General features: G+C 41.2%; 17 protein-coding genes and 2 pseudogenes. 9 read left to right on the top strand and 10 right to left on the bottom strand.

The window, feature by feature from the left end; translation table 11 throughout:
* Nucleotides 1-64: 64 nt before the first annotated feature.
* Nucleotides 65-1,363, bottom strand: coding sequence for a hemolysin family protein (locus NYE63_RS01315; RefSeq protein ID WP_342605657.1), 1,299 nt, complete (start codon nucleotides 1,361-1,363; stop codon nucleotides 65-67).
* Between the two features lie 189 nt (nucleotides 1,364-1,552).
* Nucleotides 1,553-1,984, bottom strand: a complete 432-nt coding sequence (locus NYE63_RS01310; protein ID WP_342605656.1) for a MerR family transcriptional regulator — start codon at nucleotides 1,982-1,984, stop codon at nucleotides 1,553-1,555.
* Between the two features lie 476 nt (nucleotides 1,985-2,460).
* Here NYE63_RS01310 and NYE63_RS01305 point away from each other — a divergent pair, with 476 nt between their 5' ends.
* The gene (locus NYE63_RS01305; RefSeq protein ID WP_342603794.1) at nucleotides 2,461-2,886 is read left to right on the top strand and encodes a DUF4395 domain-containing protein; all 426 of its coding nucleotides are present in this window, start codon (nucleotides 2,461-2,463) and stop codon (nucleotides 2,884-2,886) included.
* 42 nt (nucleotides 2,887-2,928) lie between these two features.
* Here the strand turns inward: NYE63_RS01305 and NYE63_RS01300 are convergent, their stop codons facing one another.
* The 4 genes from NYE63_RS01300 to NYE63_RS01285 all read right to left on the bottom strand — a co-directional run bounded on the left by NYE63_RS01300 (nucleotide 2,929) and on the right by NYE63_RS01285 (nucleotide 7,562).
* Nucleotides 2,929-4,683, bottom strand: coding sequence for an FTR1 family protein (locus NYE63_RS01300; RefSeq protein WP_342603793.1), 1,755 nt, complete (start codon nucleotides 4,681-4,683; stop codon nucleotides 2,929-2,931).
* An 87-nt stretch (nucleotides 4,684-4,770) separates the two neighbouring features.
* A complete protein-coding gene (efeB, locus tag NYE63_RS01295) occupies nucleotides 4,771-6,057 on the bottom strand; it encodes an iron uptake transporter deferrochelatase/peroxidase subunit (RefSeq protein ID WP_342603792.1) in 1,287 nt (428 codons plus the stop codon).
* Complete coding sequence (gene efeO, locus NYE63_RS01290; RefSeq protein WP_342603791.1) at nucleotides 6,058-6,903, bottom strand: iron uptake system protein EfeO; 846 nt, start codon at nucleotides 6,901-6,903, stop codon at nucleotides 6,058-6,060.
* A 179-nt stretch (nucleotides 6,904-7,082) separates the two neighbouring features.
* The gene (locus NYE63_RS01285; protein ID WP_342603790.1) at nucleotides 7,083-7,562 is read right to left on the bottom strand and encodes a MarR family transcriptional regulator; all 480 of its coding nucleotides are present in this window, start codon (nucleotides 7,560-7,562) and stop codon (nucleotides 7,083-7,085) included.
* 129 nt (nucleotides 7,563-7,691) lie between these two features.
* Between NYE63_RS01285 and NYE63_RS01280 the strand changes: the two genes are divergently transcribed.
* Together NYE63_RS01280 and NYE63_RS01275 are read left to right on the top strand one after the other, a co-directional pair.
* Nucleotides 7,692-9,206, top strand: coding sequence for an MDR family MFS transporter (locus NYE63_RS01280; protein ID WP_342603789.1), 1,515 nt, complete (start codon nucleotides 7,692-7,694; stop codon nucleotides 9,204-9,206).
* Between the two features lie 129 nt (nucleotides 9,207-9,335).
* On the top strand, nucleotides 9,336-10,037 hold the full coding sequence (locus NYE63_RS01275; protein WP_342603788.1) for an SGNH/GDSL hydrolase family protein: 702 nt from the start codon (nucleotides 9,336-9,338) through the stop codon (nucleotides 10,035-10,037).
* Nucleotides 10,038-10,079: 42 nt separating this feature from the next.
* Here the strand turns inward: NYE63_RS01275 and def are convergent, their stop codons facing one another.
* Nucleotides 10,080-10,658 carry a peptide deformylase gene (gene def, locus NYE63_RS01270; RefSeq protein WP_342603787.1) on the bottom strand — a complete coding sequence of 193 codons (579 nt, stop codon included), beginning with the start codon at nucleotides 10,656-10,658 and terminating at the stop codon, nucleotides 10,080-10,082.
* Between the two features lie 250 nt (nucleotides 10,659-10,908).
* On the opposite strand from def, the gene NYE63_RS01265 reads away from it, so the two are divergent.
* Complete coding sequence (locus NYE63_RS01265) at nucleotides 10,909-12,642, top strand: AAA family ATPase (protein WP_342603786.1); 1,734 nt, start codon at nucleotides 10,909-10,911, stop codon at nucleotides 12,640-12,642.
* A 233-nt stretch (nucleotides 12,643-12,875) separates the two neighbouring features.
* Here NYE63_RS01265 and NYE63_RS01260 read toward each other — a convergent pair whose 3' ends face one another.
* Both NYE63_RS01260 and NYE63_RS01255 read right to left on the bottom strand, forming a co-directional pair.
* On the bottom strand, nucleotides 12,876-13,064 hold the full coding sequence (locus NYE63_RS01260; RefSeq protein ID WP_342603785.1) for an SDR family NAD(P)-dependent oxidoreductase: 189 nt from the start codon (nucleotides 13,062-13,064) through the stop codon (nucleotides 12,876-12,878).
* Between the two features lie 154 nt (nucleotides 13,065-13,218).
* Nucleotides 13,219-13,326: pseudogene (locus NYE63_RS01255) on the bottom strand (alpha/beta hydrolase); the annotation flags it as partial.
* On the opposite strand from NYE63_RS01255, the pseudogene NYE63_RS01250 reads away from it, so the two are divergent.
* Nucleotides 13,303-13,518 (top strand): annotated as a pseudogene (locus NYE63_RS01250) (ABC transporter ATP-binding protein); the annotation flags it as partial. The pseudogenes NYE63_RS01255 and NYE63_RS01250 overlap by 24 nt on opposite strands.
* A 42-nt stretch (nucleotides 13,519-13,560) precedes the next feature.
* On the opposite strand, the gene nagE reads toward NYE63_RS01250, so the two are convergent.
* Nucleotides 13,561-15,471: an N-acetylglucosamine-specific PTS transporter subunit IIBC gene (nagE, locus tag NYE63_RS01245; RefSeq protein WP_342603784.1), complete on the bottom strand. Its 1,911-nt coding sequence runs from the start codon at nucleotides 15,469-15,471 to the stop codon at nucleotides 13,561-13,563.
* A 314-nt stretch (nucleotides 15,472-15,785) separates the two neighbouring features.
* Here nagE and nagA point away from each other — a divergent pair, with 314 nt between their 5' ends.
* The 4 genes from nagA (at nucleotide 15,786) to NYE63_RS01225 (ending at nucleotide 19,222) form a co-directional block, all read left to right on the top strand.
* Complete coding sequence (gene nagA / locus NYE63_RS01240; RefSeq protein WP_342603783.1) at nucleotides 15,786-16,964, top strand: N-acetylglucosamine-6-phosphate deacetylase; 1,179 nt, start codon at nucleotides 15,786-15,788, stop codon at nucleotides 16,962-16,964.
* A complete protein-coding gene (gene nagB, locus NYE63_RS01235) occupies nucleotides 16,964-17,698 on the top strand; it encodes a glucosamine-6-phosphate deaminase (RefSeq protein WP_342603782.1) in 735 nt (244 codons plus the stop codon). Before nagA ends, nagB begins: the two co-directional genes overlap by 1 nt.
* 15 nt (nucleotides 17,699-17,713) lie before the next feature.
* The gene (locus NYE63_RS01230; RefSeq protein ID WP_342603781.1) at nucleotides 17,714-18,436 is read left to right on the top strand and encodes a GntR family transcriptional regulator; all 723 of its coding nucleotides are present in this window, start codon (nucleotides 17,714-17,716) and stop codon (nucleotides 18,434-18,436) included.
* Between the two features lie 63 nt (nucleotides 18,437-18,499).
* On the top strand, nucleotides 18,500-19,222 hold the full coding sequence (locus tag NYE63_RS01225) for an SIS domain-containing protein (RefSeq protein WP_342603780.1): 723 nt from the start codon (nucleotides 18,500-18,502) through the stop codon (nucleotides 19,220-19,222).
* Nucleotides 19,223-19,290: the final 68 nt, after the last annotated feature.

The following is a 19,290-nucleotide window of genomic DNA, read 5'->3' as shown; positions in this document are numbered from 1 at the left end:
TTCGAACTTAAGAACATTAATAAAAGCCGAAAGTTTCCACCTTCGGCTCTTGTTGTGATCCTGTTTATTTAATCTTCTTCACTTCAACATATAATACATGGTGGCCGTCCATTTCCTTTACAGTAAATTCAAATCCGGCGTATTCAATTTTATCCCCGACAGCAATCTCAAATCTGCCTGTCAGGAACCATCCTCCCAATGTATCGATATCTTCCTCAGGCAAATCGATCGCAAGGGTATCATTGACATCTTCAACCAATGTTTTAGCGTCGAATACATAATGACCTTCATCAATTTTTTGAATGAGCGGACGTTCATCCTGGTCAAATTCATCACGGATTTCCCCAACGATTTCTTCAAGGATGTCTTCAACTGTAACAAGACCAGCAGTTCCGCCATATTCATCAGTCAAAACAGCCATATGGATCCGTTCCTTCTGCATTTTCAGCAGCAAATCATGAATGGCGATCGTTTCAAGAACACGTATGATGGGCGTTACAAAGGAATCCACCGTCAAAGCTGTTACATTATCTTCTGTAATCGTCGCTGTATAAAGTCGCTTGATATTGACCATTCCCACGACATTATCTTTATCACCGTCTATGACCGGATACCTTGTGTATTGTTCTTCTTGAATCAGTTCAACAACTTCCAATAATGGCATGCCCTTTTCGATAACGGTCATTTCCGTACGGGGAACCATGATTTCATTGGCAATACGCTCATCAAATTCAAATATTTGATTTACATATTTGTATTCCGATTGGTTGATCTCACCGCTTTTATAGCTTTCCGATAAAATGATGCGTAGCTCTTCTTCAGAATGGGCCATTTCGGACTCAGATGCAGGCTTTAATCCGAATATACCCGTCAGGAGACGCGCAGAACCATTAAGTAACCAAATGAAAGGGTACAAAATGCGGTAAAAGAGAATTAACGGCTTTGCAAAAAGCAAGGTTACCTCTTCTGCCTTTTGAATCGCAACCGTTTTCGGTGCCAGTTCGCCTACTACAACATGAAGGAATGTTACAGAACCGAAAGCGATCAGGAACGAGATGATGTGACTTACGGATTCCTCTAATCCCCATTTAGTGAATAATGGTTTTAAGATCGCCTCTACCGTCGGTTCACCCAACACCCCTAAACCTAAGGCGGTTACTGTAATCCCCAATTGACAGGCAGATAAGTACTCATCGATATGTGATGTCACTTTCTTGGCCGCGAGGGCATTTCTATGCCCTTCTTCAATCAATTGATTGATTCGGGAACTTCTGACTTTCACGATTGCAAATTCCGATGCAACGAAAAACGCGGTTAATGCTATTAATACAGCTACTGCTAATAATTTTATAAAAATCTCCAATATGTGCGGGTTCGCCATATAGTGCCTATCCTTCGGATAGACATGTACGGCTTAATCCCAAGCACCTCCTGTATAAATGGTTATTATCGTTTCAAAAAGCGATTTTTGCCTTATAACATGAACCAAAACCATTTAGCCTATATCGTTAATATGCACCTTTGTGCATAAAACTATAGAGATAAATTTTAATCATACCAGCAACACTAGTAATGATTGGATCAAGGCCATGCTTTCACGGGATATCTGTTTTTTTAGAAGAAGCTCACTTTTTCCGTCCTTTTCAATCAAGCTGATGAATTCCTGAAGTTCATCGTTCAGGCCATCCATTTTATTCTTGAGTTGAAGACCTTTTTCCTCAATTGCTGATGCGGCTTCCTTATCCTTTTTAAGTATTTCTTTAATATCTTCCAATGAAAGGTTTTCTCGTTTGTATCCCTCGATACGGCGAAGCCTTTCAAGTTCACCGACTGAATAATAACGGTAATTAGAGGCGGAACGTTCTGCTTTAAGCAAGCCTAAGTTCGTATAATAATCTACGGTTCGTTTCGTAACATTCGCCATTTCCGCCAACTCGCCAATTTTTAAAGTCTCGTTCCCAACATAACCCCTCCTAACCGTCACGTGATGGTTTGACAAACTGAAAGTATGTCTTTTCCTCCATGACGTTTTATTCTATTCCATAATGGTACATTATTTTAATTGAAATGAAAAATATTTATCATTACCTTTACCCTTCATTGGAAAAACAAAAACCGATTAATTGAATAATCGGTTTTATTTATGATCTAATCCACGAAACTTTATTTTTTTGTTTTAACTGAGAATTGATTGCGCAATATCTTAGGACCGCATTGGCATAGGGAAGAATGCTTAAGCTTTTTTATTGGTGTTCCGCATGTTTCACAAACTTTTGCTACCATTTATACCGTCCTCCTTACTTTATTTGCTTGTTATACATATTATACTACTTTTATAATGATAATCAATACTAAATTAAAATTATTATAAATAAGGAGTTTTTTTATTTTGTTTTATTAGCTTTTCACTTCATAAGTGATAAAATATAAACAAAACACATCAGGAAGGTTGGTATTAGTATGAAGAATGAAATTCGCTCCATTCCCCGTCCATTAGTCCGAACGAACCAATGGGTCATTTTGTTAAGCGTAGCCACCGCCTTATTAACGGGACAAATGTGGATATTAGCGATTCCTTTAACAGCAGGACTTTTAGGTCTCCTCTTTAATTTCAATCCTGTGATGCGTCTCGCCAAGCTCTTTCTCAAAAAGAAAACCTCCGATTATATTCCTGAAGATCATTCACAGCAACAATTCAATCAGGCCATTGCAGTCGTTTGCTTAGGAATTGGATTCACTTCTTTTTTGCTGGGTTGGAATGTTACCGGTTATATTTTCACCTTGATGGTCGGAATGGCTTCTCTCATAGCAATTCTTGGATTCTGCATCGGCTGCTTTATCCTTTATCAATGGAAGCAATACTCCTATCGCCGATCTATTCGCTAAAACTGCACATAAATGGGACTGACATGCGTCAGTCCCATTTTATTATTCGGTTACACGTAAGGAATTACTCTTTTTGACCCAAATGGTGGCCAATGCAATCAGCAAAATTAATACAGCTTGCGGTACCAGCGTTTCCATTGTTGGATAAAGACCTATCGTTTCTATAAACGGGAAGGAGCTGATCGTATTTGTCTGTATCATTTGCGATACCTGAAGCGAATGGATGGAGACTCCAAGAATCTTGAAAGCCAAGGCATATATGAGTATCGTTGCCACTTTAAAGAATAGGGTCATTGGTAATTTCACACTGTACCGCAGCATGACGAAACCTATTATCACCAATATGAGGAAGGCAAGAAAAATCCCGCTCAGCAGCTGCTTTAATTCCATATAAGGAGCCATTCCTGCATAAAAGATAATGGTCTCGGCACCTTCACGGAATATGGATAGAAAACTGATTAAAGCGAAAGAGATGATGCTTCCCGTCGCAATGGCTTGGTTCATTTGCTTGTCGATATACCGGTTCCATGCATGGACATTCGATTTACTATGAAGCCAAAGACCAATTGTCAACATCATCAATACGGCTATTATCCCAGTGATTCCCTCAATATATTCCCGGCTTGACGCAGCCGTGATCTGAGAGAAAACGATATTGATTATGACCGCCAATATGGAACTGGCAACTAAACCCGCACCAACCCCTGTCCAAATCCATTTTTGTTTGTCCGCTTGCCCGATTTTCTTTAGGAAAGACAATAAAGTAGCTACAATCAAGAGTGCTTCTAACCCTTCCCGTAAAAGGATCAGCGCGGCATCCCATGTTGTATAACCCGTATCTTCAATTAAAGGGAGTAACCTTGTGTTTAAATTGGATACGATTCCCTTCGCTTCCTCCGTCTTTACCTTTTTCGACTGCAATAGGCTGATTGCGGTAGGGACTTTCGTTTCCATATCGCTGTAAAGCTTGCTGTCCCTTGTGGAAACCTCCCCTTCGACATTAGGCCAAATTGTTAAAATTTCATTTAGCTGTTCAACGGCGGAATCGAAGTCACCCTTTTCAATATCCGTTGCACTTCCTTGTAAGAGTTGCGTTACATCCCCAAGTGAATAGGTATTCTTCTGACTTCCTTCTTTAACTTTACCAGCAAGGAAATCCTCGATTAGACCTTTCAATTCAGTTAGATTTTTTTGGGCTTTTTCCGGATCAGGCGGGTCTTGGGTAACCGCTATTCGTACAAAGGCCATTTTCGTTTCAATTTCACCATATGCAGCTACACTTTTCTCCCTGACAATGACCTCTGCATCGGTCCATTGATCCAACAGGTTGGTATATTGAACTTTAGCTTGATCAAAGTCACTTTCAGTTATCGAAGCGTCCAACTCATCTATTAAAGGAAGTATCGCTTCTAACCGTTCTTTATAGTCCGTCTTGTCAACAGGGTTTTCGTCAGTATCATAAATAACAAGAGTACTCGATAATGCCGATAATCGCTTTTTGATTTCATCTGTGGAGGCTTGGCCGCTCACAGCAGTTTTTACGGCAGATAGTCGCTCGTCGACTTTCCTCGCACTTTCGCTGCCCGTTTTAATCGTTTTCCAATCTTTCTCGAATAGATCGATATTTTTCGATACTTCCTCAAGGTCTCCGGATTTTACCTTCATTAGGCTATCGCCAATATAAACAAAAAGCTGATCATGGTTTTCACCCGCCGAAGCAATCCTTACAGCAGATGAAAGAAACAAAAGACTGACTATTAAAACCAATATCCCACTCTTCCATTTAGAAACGGTCATACTGGTCCCTCCTTATTCACGAACTAAAATCGCCAACCCGGATAAGATCCATGCTGGCGATTTTCACGTCCTCATTTAAAATTATATTTATCCAAAAAGTGAATCCCCAATATAGCCACCCTTTTTCACACCTGGTAAACAAGCGAACATGGCACTGCCTCTGTGAACGATATATTCGTTGAGCTTATCATTTTTCGCTAGTCGCTCTTGTATTGGAATGAATTGTTTACTTGGGTTTCGCTGAAAACAAATGAATAGCAAGCCCGCATTGAAGCTCCCTGTTTTAGGATCCATTCCATCTGCATATGAATAGGGACGCCGCAATATCTTTGCTTTTCCGTCCCCCCTGGAGAGACTCATATGCGAATCTTCTGGAATGATCCGGTTTCCATTCGGGTCTTTAGCTTCGAAATCCACGGTATCGAACTCATTCTTCATCCCTAGTGGAGCTCCGCTGTCACGATGACGGCCAAACGTATTTTCTTGTTCCTTCAATATTGTCCGGTCCCAAACCTCAATGTACATCTGGATTCGGCGCACCACCATATAACTGCCTCCAACAAGCCAGTCAGGACCGTCCCCAGCCTTCACCCAAACATGCTCATTCATTTCCTTGTTATCATTCGTATCCGGATTGACCGTCCCATCCTTAAACCCGAATAAGTTCCGCGGTGTCGTTTTTTGTGAATCGGCTTGCTTAGTCCGTTGAAAACCTGTTTGTGCCCAATGAATGATCGCTTTCCCTCTGCCGATCCTCACTAAGTTCCGGACGGCATGAAAAGCCACTTGAAGATCATCTGCACATGCTTGAATACAAATATCCCCACCGCTCCATTCTTCTTCTAAAGCATCTAAAGGGAATTGGGGCAGGTCCTTTAATTCAGCAGGTCTTTTCGATTTCAAACCAAATCGATCTTTTCCATCCTTCGAAAACAGGGTCGGACCCACTCCAAAAGTGATCGTTAAATTGGAAGGTGATAATTCTTTCGCTTCCCCTGTATCCTTTGGAGGCATATTCGTATTAAGTGATGTATCACCAATCAAATTCCCCGCGGTCATCTGAGCCGCAGCCTCTGTCCAGTCCTTAAATAACTGGATTAAGTCTGACCTTTTATCCGTGGTTACTTCTAATGATGCGAAGTAAAGGTTATCTTGCGCTTCAGTAGTGATACCAGCTTGGTGCGCTCCATAAAAAGGAACAATATCCTTAGTTTGTCCCTTCGCCTTTTGTTCAGAAAGTGTCAGAAGCCCACCAAATCCGGATGCTCCTATCACGACTCCGATTCCACCGACTCCTGCCGTTTTCAACATGTTTCGACGACTCACCTTTTTTGTAAAAATCCCGGTTTCATCTTTCGGCGTATGTTCTTTCAATTAAGATTCCTCCGTTACAATCCCTATTTGCGAAAGTGGTTCAGCCAATGCATCAATTGCTTGACTTAACTCTTTGACTTCAGATTCCTTTAAATCCGTATATGAGATGTAGCCATTCCCTTCCTTATGCTTTTCAAGCAAGCCGTATACATCGTCAAAACGTTTTTGGATTTCCGCAGCAAGCTTCGCATCCTTTTCTTTTAGAGCTGGAGTAAGCAGTTCATAGATCTTTTCTGCACCTTCAACATTTGCCACGAAATCATATAAATCGGTATGAGAGTATCTGTCCTCTTCTCCTGTCACTTTACTGGTGGAAACCTCATTCAATAAATCAACAGCACCCGTGATCAACAAATCAGGTGTTACCTCTACCGTTTCAACTTTGGCACGAAGCAAATTGACGTCACTCATTAATTGACCTGCATACTTTTCGTATCCCTTCGTTGTATTTTCTTGCCATAACCCCATTTCAATCCGGTGGTAACCGCCCCATTCCGCATCTTTGACATCCCCTTCACGCGCATCGATTTTGGGATCAAGATCCCCAAATACTTCAGCGATGGGTTCCGCTCTCTCATAATGCATGCGGGCTGGTGCGTATAATTCCTTCGCCTTTTCAATATCACCGGCAGATACGGCCGTAGTGAATTCTTCCGTTGCGTCTACAAACTCTTCTATTTCACCAATCGCATATTCCCGGTACTCGCTGGATACATCATCAAGCTTACTAGCACTTGCCTCTTTGGCGTTATCATCTGCCGGCTTAGTTCCTTCCTTTTCCTGCGCACAGCCAAATAATAGACTGGTTGATAGTAAGACTGCTAATGACGCCTTTGCTTTCTTCATATTGTATTCTCCCTTTGAAATGATTTGTAGATTCATATTAGCAGATAATGAAAATCATTATCAATATATATTTTAATGAAAACGTGACATTATTCATAAAAACAACTCTATCCCTTTTGCTTTCGTAGGATAAGGAGCTGTCAGCTGGCTAAAAATAAAAAAGGCAGCCTGCATATCAGCTACCTTTCACGCTCACTCATTAACTTGTCATTTTCTTTATCCATTATTTTTGTGATATCCTCAACAAATTGATTGATCAAAATTAGTTCTTGCACATTATAAGCGGAGCATAAATCTTTTGTGGCCACAGAGAGCGATTGATAGTGCGACTTAATCTGTTCCTGTCTTTCGGGTATCGGTGCGATCATTACCCGTCTTCCGTCCAATTGATCTCGTTCTCTTTTAACATAACCGGATTTCTCAAGCCGATTGATCAGTGCAGTAACCGAGCCCGTGCTCAATCCTGTAATTTTGGATAATTCACCAGCGGTTATCGGTCCTGTTTCATTCAATATTTCAGCACTCTTTAAGTCCGTATGGGAAACCCCTATTTTTAGGGCCATATTTTGTTGAAATAAAACGGATCTCATTCCATACCGCTGCAAACTGCGTGTTAAACTCTCTAACAGAGCTGCATTCACCCTATTATCGCTTGACATAAAATGCCACCCCTTTTACACTTAAATTTATCTTGATTTTCGAGATAAATGTTTTGTTTCATCTTAACGTTTACCCTTCAACCATGTAAAGGAAATTCATGAGTTGGTTGATACGAAGGAGGAAAATAAATGAACGTTCAAAAAAAACAAAAATTCATTGTTGCCGGTTTACTATTGGGTATCTTGATGTCAGCAATGGATAATACGATTGTTGCGACTGCAATGGGAACGATCGTTTCCGATTTAGGAGGATTTGATAAGTTTGTGTGGGTGACATCTGCCTATATGGTCGCCACGATGGCAAGTATGCCTATATTCGGTAAGCTTTCCGATATGTATGGAAGAAAGAGGTTTTTTATTTTTGGACTTATAGTCTTTTTAATCGGTTCGGCATTATGTGGTATGGCTCAGAGCATAGTGCAGTTAAGTATCTTCCGTGCAATCCAAGGGATAGGCGGAGGCGCTTTGATGCCTATAGCCTTTACGATCATTTTTGATATTTTCCCACCTGAAAAACGCGGAAAATTAACTGGCCTTTTCGGCGCTGTATTTGGGGCCTCAAGCGTATTGGGACCACTTTTAGGTGCTTATATTACTGAATACTCCAGCTGGCACTGGATTTTCTACGTCAATGTTCCGATTGGGATCATTTCTTTATTTTTCATCTGGAATTATTACAAGGAGTCACCCAACACCCAAGAGCAAAAAATTGATTGGGGTGGCGCAGCAACTCTCGTCATTGCCGTTATCAGCTTAATGTTCGCTCTCGAACTGGGCGGCGAGTATGGCTGGAGTTCCTCTCCTATCATAGGTCTGTTTGCCAGTTTTGTGGTTTTCTTCGTTTCATTTTTCTTTTTCGAAAAAAGAGCAAAAGATCCAATCATTTCATTATGGCTGTTTAAAAGGCGATTATTTGCCACTTCTCAGATCTTAGCCATTCTTTATGGCGGTACATTCATTATTTTAACCGTCTATATCCCGATTTTCGTGCAGGCAGTTTACGGCGGTTCCGCAACAAATGCCGGATTGATCCTCACTCCCATGATGCTTGGTTCTGTATTCGGCAGTGCAGTTGGCGGGATATTCAATACAAAGACAAGCTTTCGCAACTTAATGACGATTTCCGTCATCTGTTATTTTGCAGGAATGCTTCTATTAGGGACCATCACGCCTGATACCAGCAGGACTTTATTAACTTTGTATATGATTCTGACTGGATTTGGCATGGGCTTTTCCTTCTCCCTTTTGCCTATTGCGTCCATTCACAACTTGGAACCTAGATTCCGGGGGTCGGCCAACTCAACAAACTCATTCCTCCGTTCTTTTGGGATGACACTCGGTGTAACGATTTATGGAGCGATTCAAACCAATGTATTCACAAGTAAAATGACTTCCGCATTTAAAGGAATGCAAGGAAGTCCTGATACAGCCGGATTGATGGAGGACCCACGTCAGCTCTTCCAATCGGAAGCACGTGCGGAGATTCCGGACTTTATCCTGGATAAAATCGTTCATGCGATGTCCGATTCGATTTCATTAATATTCACCTTGGCTCTCATTCCGATCGGTCTTGCAGCAATTACTGTGTTCTTCATGGGAAAAACAAGAGTGGAAACATCTTCAAAAAAGGAATCATTGCAATAAACAAAAAGCGCTGATCTTCCAGCGCTTTTTGTTATTGTCATCTCCCTTCTATAAAGGAGGTTAAGATTGCCGAAAAATCATTCCACTACTAAAATATAAGTAACACATTCACATACCGAGGTGAGAAGTTTGAAGATCGTATGTTTTGGAGACAGTTTAACCAGAGGCATTTCTTATGTTAAGGGGCGCCTTCGCATCATTAAAGATAATTATCCAAACTCTCTAGCTAAACTAACAGAATCTTTGCCATTCGTGGAAGTTTTGAATAAAGGGGTTTTCAATGACAACTCCGACCTGTTGGTTAGCAGGATCGAGAAAGACGTCATGTCGGAAAATCCCGATATCGTATTAATAGAGGTCGGTGGAAATGACTGTAACTTCCATTGGGATGAAGTGGCCAAGAATCCAGAAGGCGACCATGAGCCTATCGTTCCAATCGAACGCTATCTGGAAAATATCACACAACTTGTCAAGCAGGTTCAGGACAAGCATGTAACACCTTTTCTTTTAACTCTCCCGCCACTTGATCCTGCCAGGTATTACAGATCTATCGCTGATAAGTTCGGTCATTCGATAGGGCATTTCGTTTCCCATGTCGGTGGTATTGAACATTGGCATGGGATGTATAATCGTCAATTGAAAAACCTTGCATTGGAGCTAAAGGTGCCTCTGATTGATGTCCGTTCCTATATTAAATCTTCTGGCGACTTGGATCGCTTGATTAGCGATGATGGCATCCACCTCACTTCAGAAGGGTACCAGCAAATGAGCATGGCCATATTCAGTGATTTGAGGAAGCATATGGAAGAGGATATGCTTCCTCAGCCATAAAACAGTAAAAAGGCAAAGCATGGCGCTTTGCCTTTTCTGGCCTTACAGACTTTTCACTTCCACGTTTTCCGGAAGCTTGAAAGGGTTTTCGGTGTTGATCCGGTCATAAAACATCATCCCGTTTAAATGATCTAACTCATGTTGAAACACGATTGCGGCAAAGCCCTTCAGCCGCATCACTATTTCCTCACCATTACCATCCACCGCTTTAATTTTAACCCGTTCATAACGCGGTACATAACCTTTAATATCACGGTCGACAGAAAGGCAGCCTTCACTTTGCGGTAAATAAATCATTGTGGCCGAATGACTGATGATTTTCGGATTCACAAGGGCATATTCAAACAGCTTCCCATTTTCGTCGGGAAAATACATGACGAACATGCGTTTATTCAAGCCTATCTGATTTGCAGACAACCCAACTCCTTCACGCAAGTTGAACTTCTTTTGGAGTTTTGGGTCCTGGCTGTTTTTCAGGTATTGCATCATGCATTCCAACGTTTCACGATCTTCATCTGAAATCGGCAGGCTAACTTCATCCGTTACCTGACGCAGAATGGGATCCCCTTCTCTAACGATATCCTTCATCGTAATCATATAGTCTTTTATAAATTTACTCATAGAACTTCACACTCTTCTACCATTTTATTTTTTCATGACTTAGACCATTTCACTTTAGCATTTCGCTTTTAAAAAGTCTAATATGCTGGTTAGATTAAATATCTCTAAATTCCGGACTCTTTAAACTTCCATAATAAGTATGATTTCTTGCATTTCACATTATTTACCTTTAATTTAAGGTATAAAGACCTATAGATTACATGTTTAAAAATTTTATACTGGATATATACTCTTAAAAGGAGATGAAAAATTGAACTCGAACTCTAAATTAGTTTCGAAATTGCTGCCGTTCCTTACGGCTCTCATTGTGATAATTGCTGGAGTCAGTTGGTATGTTGTTACTCAGTCAAAGGATATGGTCATTCCCTTTTCTTCGGTAGAAAAGACGATTAAAGCCCAAAATGGAGCCCTTGTCACCATAGAAGAAAAAAGAAATGGCACTCTTCACATCTCCACGCCAGATGGAGAATATGTTTCCAATATTCCTCCCAACAGTCAAATGATCAATAAACTTGTCGAAACTTATAACGTTCAATATTCTTTTTCATCAACTAATAAATCTGCATTATGGATTTTAGGCGGATTAATGGCGGCTCTCGTCACAACCGCTGTCATAATACAGAAAAAATCAAAGAATGGATTGCGGGTCGGCAGTAAAAAACAAAGCCTTTCCACCCCAAAACCCCTGCCAGAGATAACTTTGGATGATGTAGGCGGTTTGCAATCCGAAATCAAACAGGAAATCCTACAGACACTCACTACACTGAAGGAACCTGAACGTTCAGCTAAAATTGGAATTAAGCCGCCTCAAGGCATTTTATTATATGGCCCCCCTGGTACGGGGAAAACGCTGCTTGCACAGGCAATTGCAAAAGAGCTTGGTGCAAACTTCTTCTCAACGAGCGGTTCAGCCTTCAACGAAATGTTTGTTGGAGTCGGTGCAGCCCGTGTCCGCAGCCTTTTTCAAAATGCACGTAAGCAATCGCCAGCTGTCATTTTCATCGATGAAGTGGACGCGTTGGCTGGTAAAAGGAAAGCTCATGGCGGGGAAGAAGGCGAAAAAACGTTAACTGAACTGCTTGTGCAATTGGATGGAGGCCATCCAAATGAAGGCATTTTATTCATTGCAGCGACCAACCGGAAAGATATGCTCGATGAGGCATTTCTACGTCCGGGCAGGATCGATTTTTCTTTCCAAGTTCCACTTCCAGATACACAAGGAAGAAAGGAAATCATCGATATCCATACGAAGGGAAAGCGTCTGGCGACAGATGTCCTTGCTTCCCTGGATGAGTTGGCTGAAAGTACATCCGGTTTCTCCGGTGCTGACTTAAGCTCCCTGTTCGATACTGCCTCACGTCATGCCCTTAGGAATGAACAGGATATGATTCGTAAACAGGATCTTGATTACGCCATTGACCGTACGATACTTGGAGCGACATCACGTACCTTGAATGATGTGGATACGAAGCGGCGCGTGGCCATTCATGAAAGTGGACATGCCCTGATTGCAGCTTTGACAAAGCCCGGTTCCGTTCGAAAGGCGACCATTATTCCGCGTGGGGAAGCCCTTGGATATGTAGCGCCAATACCAAAAGAACTCCATCTGGCAACAGCCAGTGAATTGCTTGATCAAGTCAAAATGATCTTAGCAGGTGGCGTGGCGGAAAGAATGTATTTAGGAGAACATAGCATCGGTGTAGGCGGAGATGTACAACAGGCGAAGCACCTGCTTGAACAAATGGTCGATACCGGAATGCTTCAAGATGGATTTACCCTCACCTTTAATAAAGGTGAGAAGGAGCAAAAGATGCAGGAATTATTCACGAAAGCGATTTCTGAAACGGAAATGTTGATTGATTCGAATCGCTTACAATATGAAGAGCTCGTTGAAGAGTTATTGAAAAAAGAGACACTCGAGGGATCAGAGGTTCAGCGTATTGTCGATGCATCAGAAATAACCACCGTATGCTCGAATGCATAATACTCTTTTTCTCTGAGTCATAAGACCTAATATACTATGTAGAGCCTGTTTCCAATCGAACAGGCTCTTTTTTTTATCATATATGGCCTCAAGACAAGGAAATGAATTAACCAGATGGAAATTCCTCATACTAGTCAACACGATATGATCTTTTACGGTTTTTCCTCCCCTTGTTGCTGCAATCCAAAGAACAATATTTGTTATTTGCCTTTCTTGGTTTGTACTTCTTCCCATTACACTCCGGCAATATTGACCAGTGTCTCTATTGGACCAATTTCATTCTCATTTTGATCAACTATGCAATCGATTGCATTACTGTCGCTCACGTCTGCTGGAAAGGCATATACCTCCAGGCCTTGAGACTTTAATTCACTTACATATTTATCAAGCTGTTCGGCATTATAATCAATGGCCGCCCCCAAGCTTGGCTAAAGCCTGAACAACGGCACCTCCAATAACACCTCCCGTTACAAGCGCAACTTCCCCTTTACATTCCAAAAAGTCCACCTTGACACTCCCTTTCCTAATCAAAATCAAAGAATTCGATGGCAGCTCAAATACAATCCCCTTGGCAGATATGAATTTCAGAAATTTTTCCGCTCCTCCATGCGAAGGCCATGGACTTCCGTCTGGTCTTACAGGTAACTCACTGACCACAACAGGGAGAGTGAAATCATAATATCGTTCAGAATGATGGAAGGAGAAATCGTTAAAATCGGTACCCCGGGCGAAATCATTACACCTGCCGTTTTAGAAGAAGTCTTTCGTATTCATGCAAGAGTCATGATAGATCCTGCCAATGGTGCACCCGTTTGTTTTGGTTATGACAATTTATCACAGCAAGAAGTATACAAAGAAGCCGTTTCATCCAATTAAAAAAAGGGGTGTCGACATATCGACACCCCTTTTTTTACAAATTTATAGTTTTTCCAACTGGATGATATCTGGTGTATTTTGTTTCTGGATCCCTGACTTTTGCAATTTCACTGCCGTTCCTTCTGGTAAGTTAGTGAATATAATAGGAGTGACCGTTGATGGTGCATTCTTTTTTATGAAATCTAAATCAATTTCCAAAAGAGGTGTTCCTTTTGTTACTCTTTGACCTTCTTGCACAAGAGATGTAAACCCTTCGCCATTTAATTTAACTGTATCTAAGCCAACATGGATCAGAATTTCCAGACCATTATCCATTTTCAATCCAAGTGCATGATTTGTCGGGAAGATACTTAGGACTTCCCCATCGATTGGGGATACTAGTTTTCCGTTGACTGGCTCGATAGCAAAGCCATCCCCCATCATTTTCATAGCAAACACTTGATCCGGAACTTGATCTATCGGTAAAACGTTTCCTTCAATTGGAAGGACAAAGTCATTTGCACCCAAAACTTGGTTTTCTTCCATTCTATCCTCTGCCACTTGCGCAGATGGACTTGTTTTCACTTGGCTTGGGTTAACGCCATTCTTGACAAGTTGTTTCATCGCATTTGCAACGAATTCAACATTCGTTCCAACAATGACCTGCACACTCGATTTATTCAACTTCATGACACCGCGCGCACCATGCCTTTTTAAGGCTGCTTCATTCACATTTCCTGAATCGGCCACTTGTAAACGTAAGCGTGTTGCACAGTTATCAATTAGCATTATATTCTCTTTACCGCCAAGATCTTGAATGAAAAGCGATCCCATATCGGTATATTTATCCCCTGTTTTCACAATAGTTTCTTCTTCCACAACTTCCTCATCGTCTTCACGGCCAGGTGTTTTTAAATCCATGATCTTGATGACAAAATAGAAAATCACGAAGTAAACTGCCGCGTATACTAAGCCAATAGGTATTAACCATAGAGGTTTTTGCGCTATGCCAAAGTTCAAGAAATAATCAATGGCTCCTGCGGAGAATCCAAATCCATGATGGATGTCCAATATAACGGCTAGTGCCAAAGATACCCCGGTTAAAAGGGCATGTATTACATATAACACCGGTGCGATGAACATGAACAGAAATTCAATAGGTTCAGTGATTCCTGTAAGGAAAGAAGTGAAAGCTAACCCAACAAGCATCCCCGTCACCAATTTACGTTTCTCTTTCTTAGCAGCTGCAATCATCGCTAATGCTGCAGCTGGAAGGCCGAACATCATGATTGGGAAAAACCCGGTCATGAATGGCCCAGCAGTCGGGTCCCCTGCGAAGAAACGATTTATATCACCTGTCGCTCCATTGTATTCACCAAAAACGAACCAAACCATACTATTCAAGACATGATGCAATCCTACTGGAAGCAATAAACGATTCAATACGCCGAATACGCCGGCACCCAATGCCCCTGCACCTGTAATCCAGTCTCCGACACTATTGATTACATCTTGAATCGGAGGCCAAACAAAACCGAATATTCCTGCAAGTATAATCATCGCAAGCGAAGTGATGATCGGGACGAATCGTTTCCCTGAAAAGAATCCAAGCCATTCAGGGAGTCTTATGTCGGAGTATCTATTATATAGAAGAGCTGCAACTATACCCGATATAATACCGCCTAAAACAGCCATGTTGATATCTTTATTAATCGCTTGTGTACCATTAGTTAAAACAAAGTAACCAACAAGACCTGCTAATGCCGCTGCACCGCTTCCATCTTTAGATAATCCAATCGCTATACCTAAAGCGAACAATATGGCAAGGTTATCAAAAATCGCTTGTCCCGAGGCAGCCATAAATGGAATATCAAGTAAATCCGGTTGCCCTAAACGAAGCAATAAAGCCGCTGCTGGCAAAACGGCAATCGGTAACATTAAAGCTTTCCCTATCTTTTGTAAAAAATTTAACATCGAACTCATCTCCCTTGTTCCTAACTTCTTTTAATTCAGCAGAACGAAAAGACGTATAAAGCGTTTTCATTTTATCAATATAATAACATTTCTTTGGCTTATACTAGCACAGAAAATATATAGATGTCTATACCAATTTACTTGAAAATATACTATATTCTTCGAAAACAAAGCAAATATATCTTTTTTATTCCTGATACCCCTTAACTGGTCTAGACAACTTCTAATAAAAACGATAAAATGAGTGCAAAATATATGAGACCATTTCATGATGACTCATTCATTAAGTTTTACTTTCATAAAGGAGATTATGTATGAAAACATTCATTATTAATAATCTAATAGTTCATGGCGAAAAGGAAACATACAAAAATGGGTATATTAAAGTCGTGGATGGAAAAATTGCCGAAGTTGGTCCAGTCAGCCAATACAAACAGGATGATGATGCCAAGGTAATTACTCTTTCACCGGATTATCAGTTAATTCCCGGTGCTATCGACATTCATATTCACGGAGCATCCAATTCCGATGCAATGGATGCCACACATGAAGCATTATCCACAATGGCAGAGACTCTTCCCAACGAAGGAACCACCAGCTTTCTGGCCACTACAATGACTCAATCTACCGAAGCCATTGAATCAGCACTTCTTAATGCTGGTAAATATATCGAAAATCAAACTCAAGAACACGCTGAAATAGTTGGGATCCACTTAGAAGGTCCTTTCATTTCACCGGCCCGTAAAGGAGCACAGCCTGAGGATTATATCGTTGATCCTGATGTCACTCTATTTAAAAGGTGGCAGGAAATGGCCGAAAATCAAATCAAGCTTGTAACGCTTGCTCCTGAACAACCAAACGGATTAGACCTTGCCGCTCACTTAAGGGGAACTGGCGTAGTCGCTTCCATTGGACATTCAGATGCAACATATGACCAAATAAATGAGGCTATCCAGGCTGGGACTACCCACGTGACACATCTTTATAATGGAATGCGGGGACTCCATCACCGCGAACCTGGTGTTTTGGGAGCTGCTTATCTTCGAGACGAGCTATATGTTGAACTTATTGCTGACGGCATTCACTGCAGGCCGGAAATGGTGAAGCTGGCATATAACCAGATTACCAGTGAACGCATGATCTTGATAACGGACTCGCTTCGTGCCAAATGGCTTGAAAAGGGAACCTATGATTTAGGTGGTCAGCCTGTGTATGTTAACGAAACGAAAGCAACGCTTTCAAACGGTACACTGGCAGGCAGTATATTGAAAATGAATGATGCCATCAAGAACACACTGGAATATACCGATTGTTCCATGACTGACATTATAAAAATGACGGCAGAAAACCCTGCCAAACAGCTTCGGATTTTTGACAGAAAAGGAAGCATCCAGGTCGGCAAAGACGCCGATCTTGTAATATTGAATGACCGCTTGGACGTTGAAATGACGTTCTGCAGAGGAAATTTAGCTTTTAAAAAGGAGAATGTATAATGAAAATCATACAAGTGCAGGACTACAAGGAAATGAGCCGGACAGCTGCAGAAATAGTGACCGGAAAAGTCAAAGCAAATCCAAATATCAAATTGGGCCTTGCAACAGGCGGTACCCCTAAAGGAATGTACGATAATTTGATTGAAGATCACATGCGTAATCATACTTCTTATGAAAATGTAACGTCTTTTAATCTCGATGAGTATATCGGATTAAAACCAAATGATCCAAACAGTTACCATTATTATATGGATGACTCCTTATTCACTCACATCAATATAAATAAAGAACGCACTCACCTACCAAATGGCACAGCCGACGACACCAACGGAGAATGTAACCGGTATGACGAAATGATTGATTCCGTAGGAGGGATCGATCTTCAGATACTTGGTATTGGGCAAAATGGCCATATTGGTTTTAATGAACCTGGAACTTCCTTCACATCCGGTACACATGTCGTGACACTTGAAGATTCAACGCGCCAAGCGAATGCACGTTATTTCGATTCCATTGACGAAGTTCCTACACATGCCGTTACGATGGGCATTTCAACAATCATGAAAAGCAAGGAAATTCTGCTGCTGATATCTGGTGATGAAAAAGCCGAAACCTTGAAGAAATTAATACACGGTGACATTTCCGAGGAATTCCCTGCATCTATCCTTAAAAAACATAATAGTGTTACAATTATCGCAGACCAAAAAGCGTTATCCGGAGTGATAATACCCTAAAAGGAGCGAAAGTCGATGATTGATAAAAACTCACCTCTTCCGATTTATTTTCAAATCGAAGAACAAATAAAAAGACAAATAGAAAACGGTGAGTTCCAAGCGCACGATGCCCTTCCATCTGAACGTGAATATGCCGAGCAATTCAAAATTAGCCGGATGACCGTCCGGCAAGCCATAAATAATTTGGTGAATGACGGATACTTATATCGTCAAAAAGGAAGGGGAACTTTTGTCGCCGATAAGAAATTGGAGCAGCAGCTCAATGGGTTGACCAGTTTTACCGAGGACATGAAAGCCAGGGGATTAAACCCAAGCAGTAAGCTGCTGAGCTTTGAAATCATTCCGGCTGATAAGAAAATTGCCAGTGAATTGAACATTTCTATTTATGCTCCCGTTTATGAAATAAAACGCATTCGGTTGGCTGATGATGTTCCAATGGCGCTCGAGACCGTGTACATGTCCGCCAATTTAATTAAAGGATTAACGGAAGAAATCATAAACCTTTCCCTTTACCAATATGTGGAGAATTACATTAAACTTAAAATAGACTATGCTACACAAACGTTGGAATCATCGATTGCTTCTGAATTAGAAGTCACCCATTTAGCAATTCCAAAACACTCCCCCATATTATTCATTCAAAGGCATACGTTCCTAATAGATGGAACTCCCCTTGAATATGTTAAATCGGCTTATCGTGCGGACAGGTATAAGTTCACTATCACTATAAGCAGATAAAATTGAATATTTTCATCACTATAGTCTTATAATTGCCAAAGGTAATCGGAGGGTGTCACATATATGAACTCATACTTTGAAGAAGTGCAGGCTTTACTCACAATTGTAGGAGAACAGGAAAAGCAATCAATTAAGGAATCTGTGGAACATATCTCAAAAGCAGTGATGTCAGATGGAATCATCCATCTATTCGGAAGCGGACACTCTCATATTTTGACGGAAGAGGTATTCTACAGGGCAGGTGGGTTAGCCGCAATTCGTCCTATTTTCGTTGAAGATTTGATGCTTTTTAAGGGTGCTTCAAGGTCTTCCCAACTCGAACGGCAAAATGACCTATCAGAGAAATTCATGCAAGATGAGGATATCCGTCCTGGTGATGTCTGTATCGTCATTTCATCATCCGGCGTAAATCCCGTTCCCATAGATGTCGCCACGATCGCAAAAGAAAAAGGGGCCTTTGTCATTGGACTAACATCACCGGAGTATGCAAAAAGTTGTCCTTCAAGGCATAAACAGAAGCATTATCTCCACGATGTCGTTGATTTGGTCATAGACAATCACATTGCCAAAGGTGACACATTACTGAAATCAAATAATATATCTTTTGGTTCTGGGTCGACCGTGATCGGGGCCGTTCTCCTCAATATGATTTTTACGCAAGTCATCCAAACGATTATTGAATCAGGGGAGACCCCTCCCGTATTCCTAAGCAGTAATATCGAAGGGGCAGATGAACACAATCAAAAGATCATCGCGAAATATAAAACAAGAATCCCCCAATTATGAATCGGTTTAGCCAAAAAGGAATACATAAGCTTTTATGTTCCTCATAAAAGCAGTCACGATGAAATATT

This window comes from Peribacillus sp. FSL E2-0159 (assembly GCF_038643155.1).
Lineage (GTDB): Bacteria > Bacillota > Bacilli > Bacillales > DSM-1321 > Peribacillus > Peribacillus simplex.
Note: the sequence above shows the minus strand (reverse complement) of the source record. Positions and strands in the feature narration are given on the sequence as shown.

Excerpts from the sequence above, each read along its gene's own strand:
- efeO (WP_342603791.1), bottom strand. The coding sequence starts at position 6,903 with ATGAAGAAAGCAAAGGCGTCATTAGCAGTCTTACTATCAACCAGTCTA.
- NYE63_RS01300 (WP_342603793.1), bottom strand. The coding sequence starts at position 4,683 with ATGACCGTTTCTAAATGGAAGAGTGGGATATTGGTTTTAATAGTCAGT.
- nagA (WP_342603783.1), top strand. The coding sequence starts at position 15,786 with ATGAAAACATTCATTATTAATAATCTAATAGTTCATGGCGAAAAGGAA.
- nagB (WP_342603782.1), top strand. The coding sequence starts at position 16,964 with ATGAAAATCATACAAGTGCAGGACTACAAGGAAATGAGCCGGACAGCT.
- NYE63_RS01225 (WP_342603780.1), top strand. The coding sequence starts at position 18,500 with ATGAACTCATACTTTGAAGAAGTGCAGGCTTTACTCACAATTGTAGGA.
- NYE63_RS01285 (WP_342603790.1), bottom strand. The coding sequence starts at position 7,562 with ATGTCAAGCGATAATAGGGTGAATGCAGCTCTGTTAGAGAGTTTAACA.
- nagE (WP_342603784.1), bottom strand. The coding sequence starts at position 15,471 with ATGTTAAATTTTTTACAAAAGATAGGGAAAGCTTTAATGTTACCGATT.
- NYE63_RS01230 (WP_342603781.1), top strand. The coding sequence starts at position 17,714 with ATGATTGATAAAAACTCACCTCTTCCGATTTATTTTCAAATCGAAGAA.
- NYE63_RS01280 (WP_342603789.1), top strand. The coding sequence starts at position 7,692 with ATGAACGTTCAAAAAAAACAAAAATTCATTGTTGCCGGTTTACTATTG.
- NYE63_RS01305 (WP_342603794.1), top strand. The coding sequence starts at position 2,461 with ATGAAGAATGAAATTCGCTCCATTCCCCGTCCATTAGTCCGAACGAAC.
- def (WP_342603787.1), bottom strand. The coding sequence starts at position 10,658 with ATGAGTAAATTTATAAAAGACTATATGATTACGATGAAGGATATCGTT.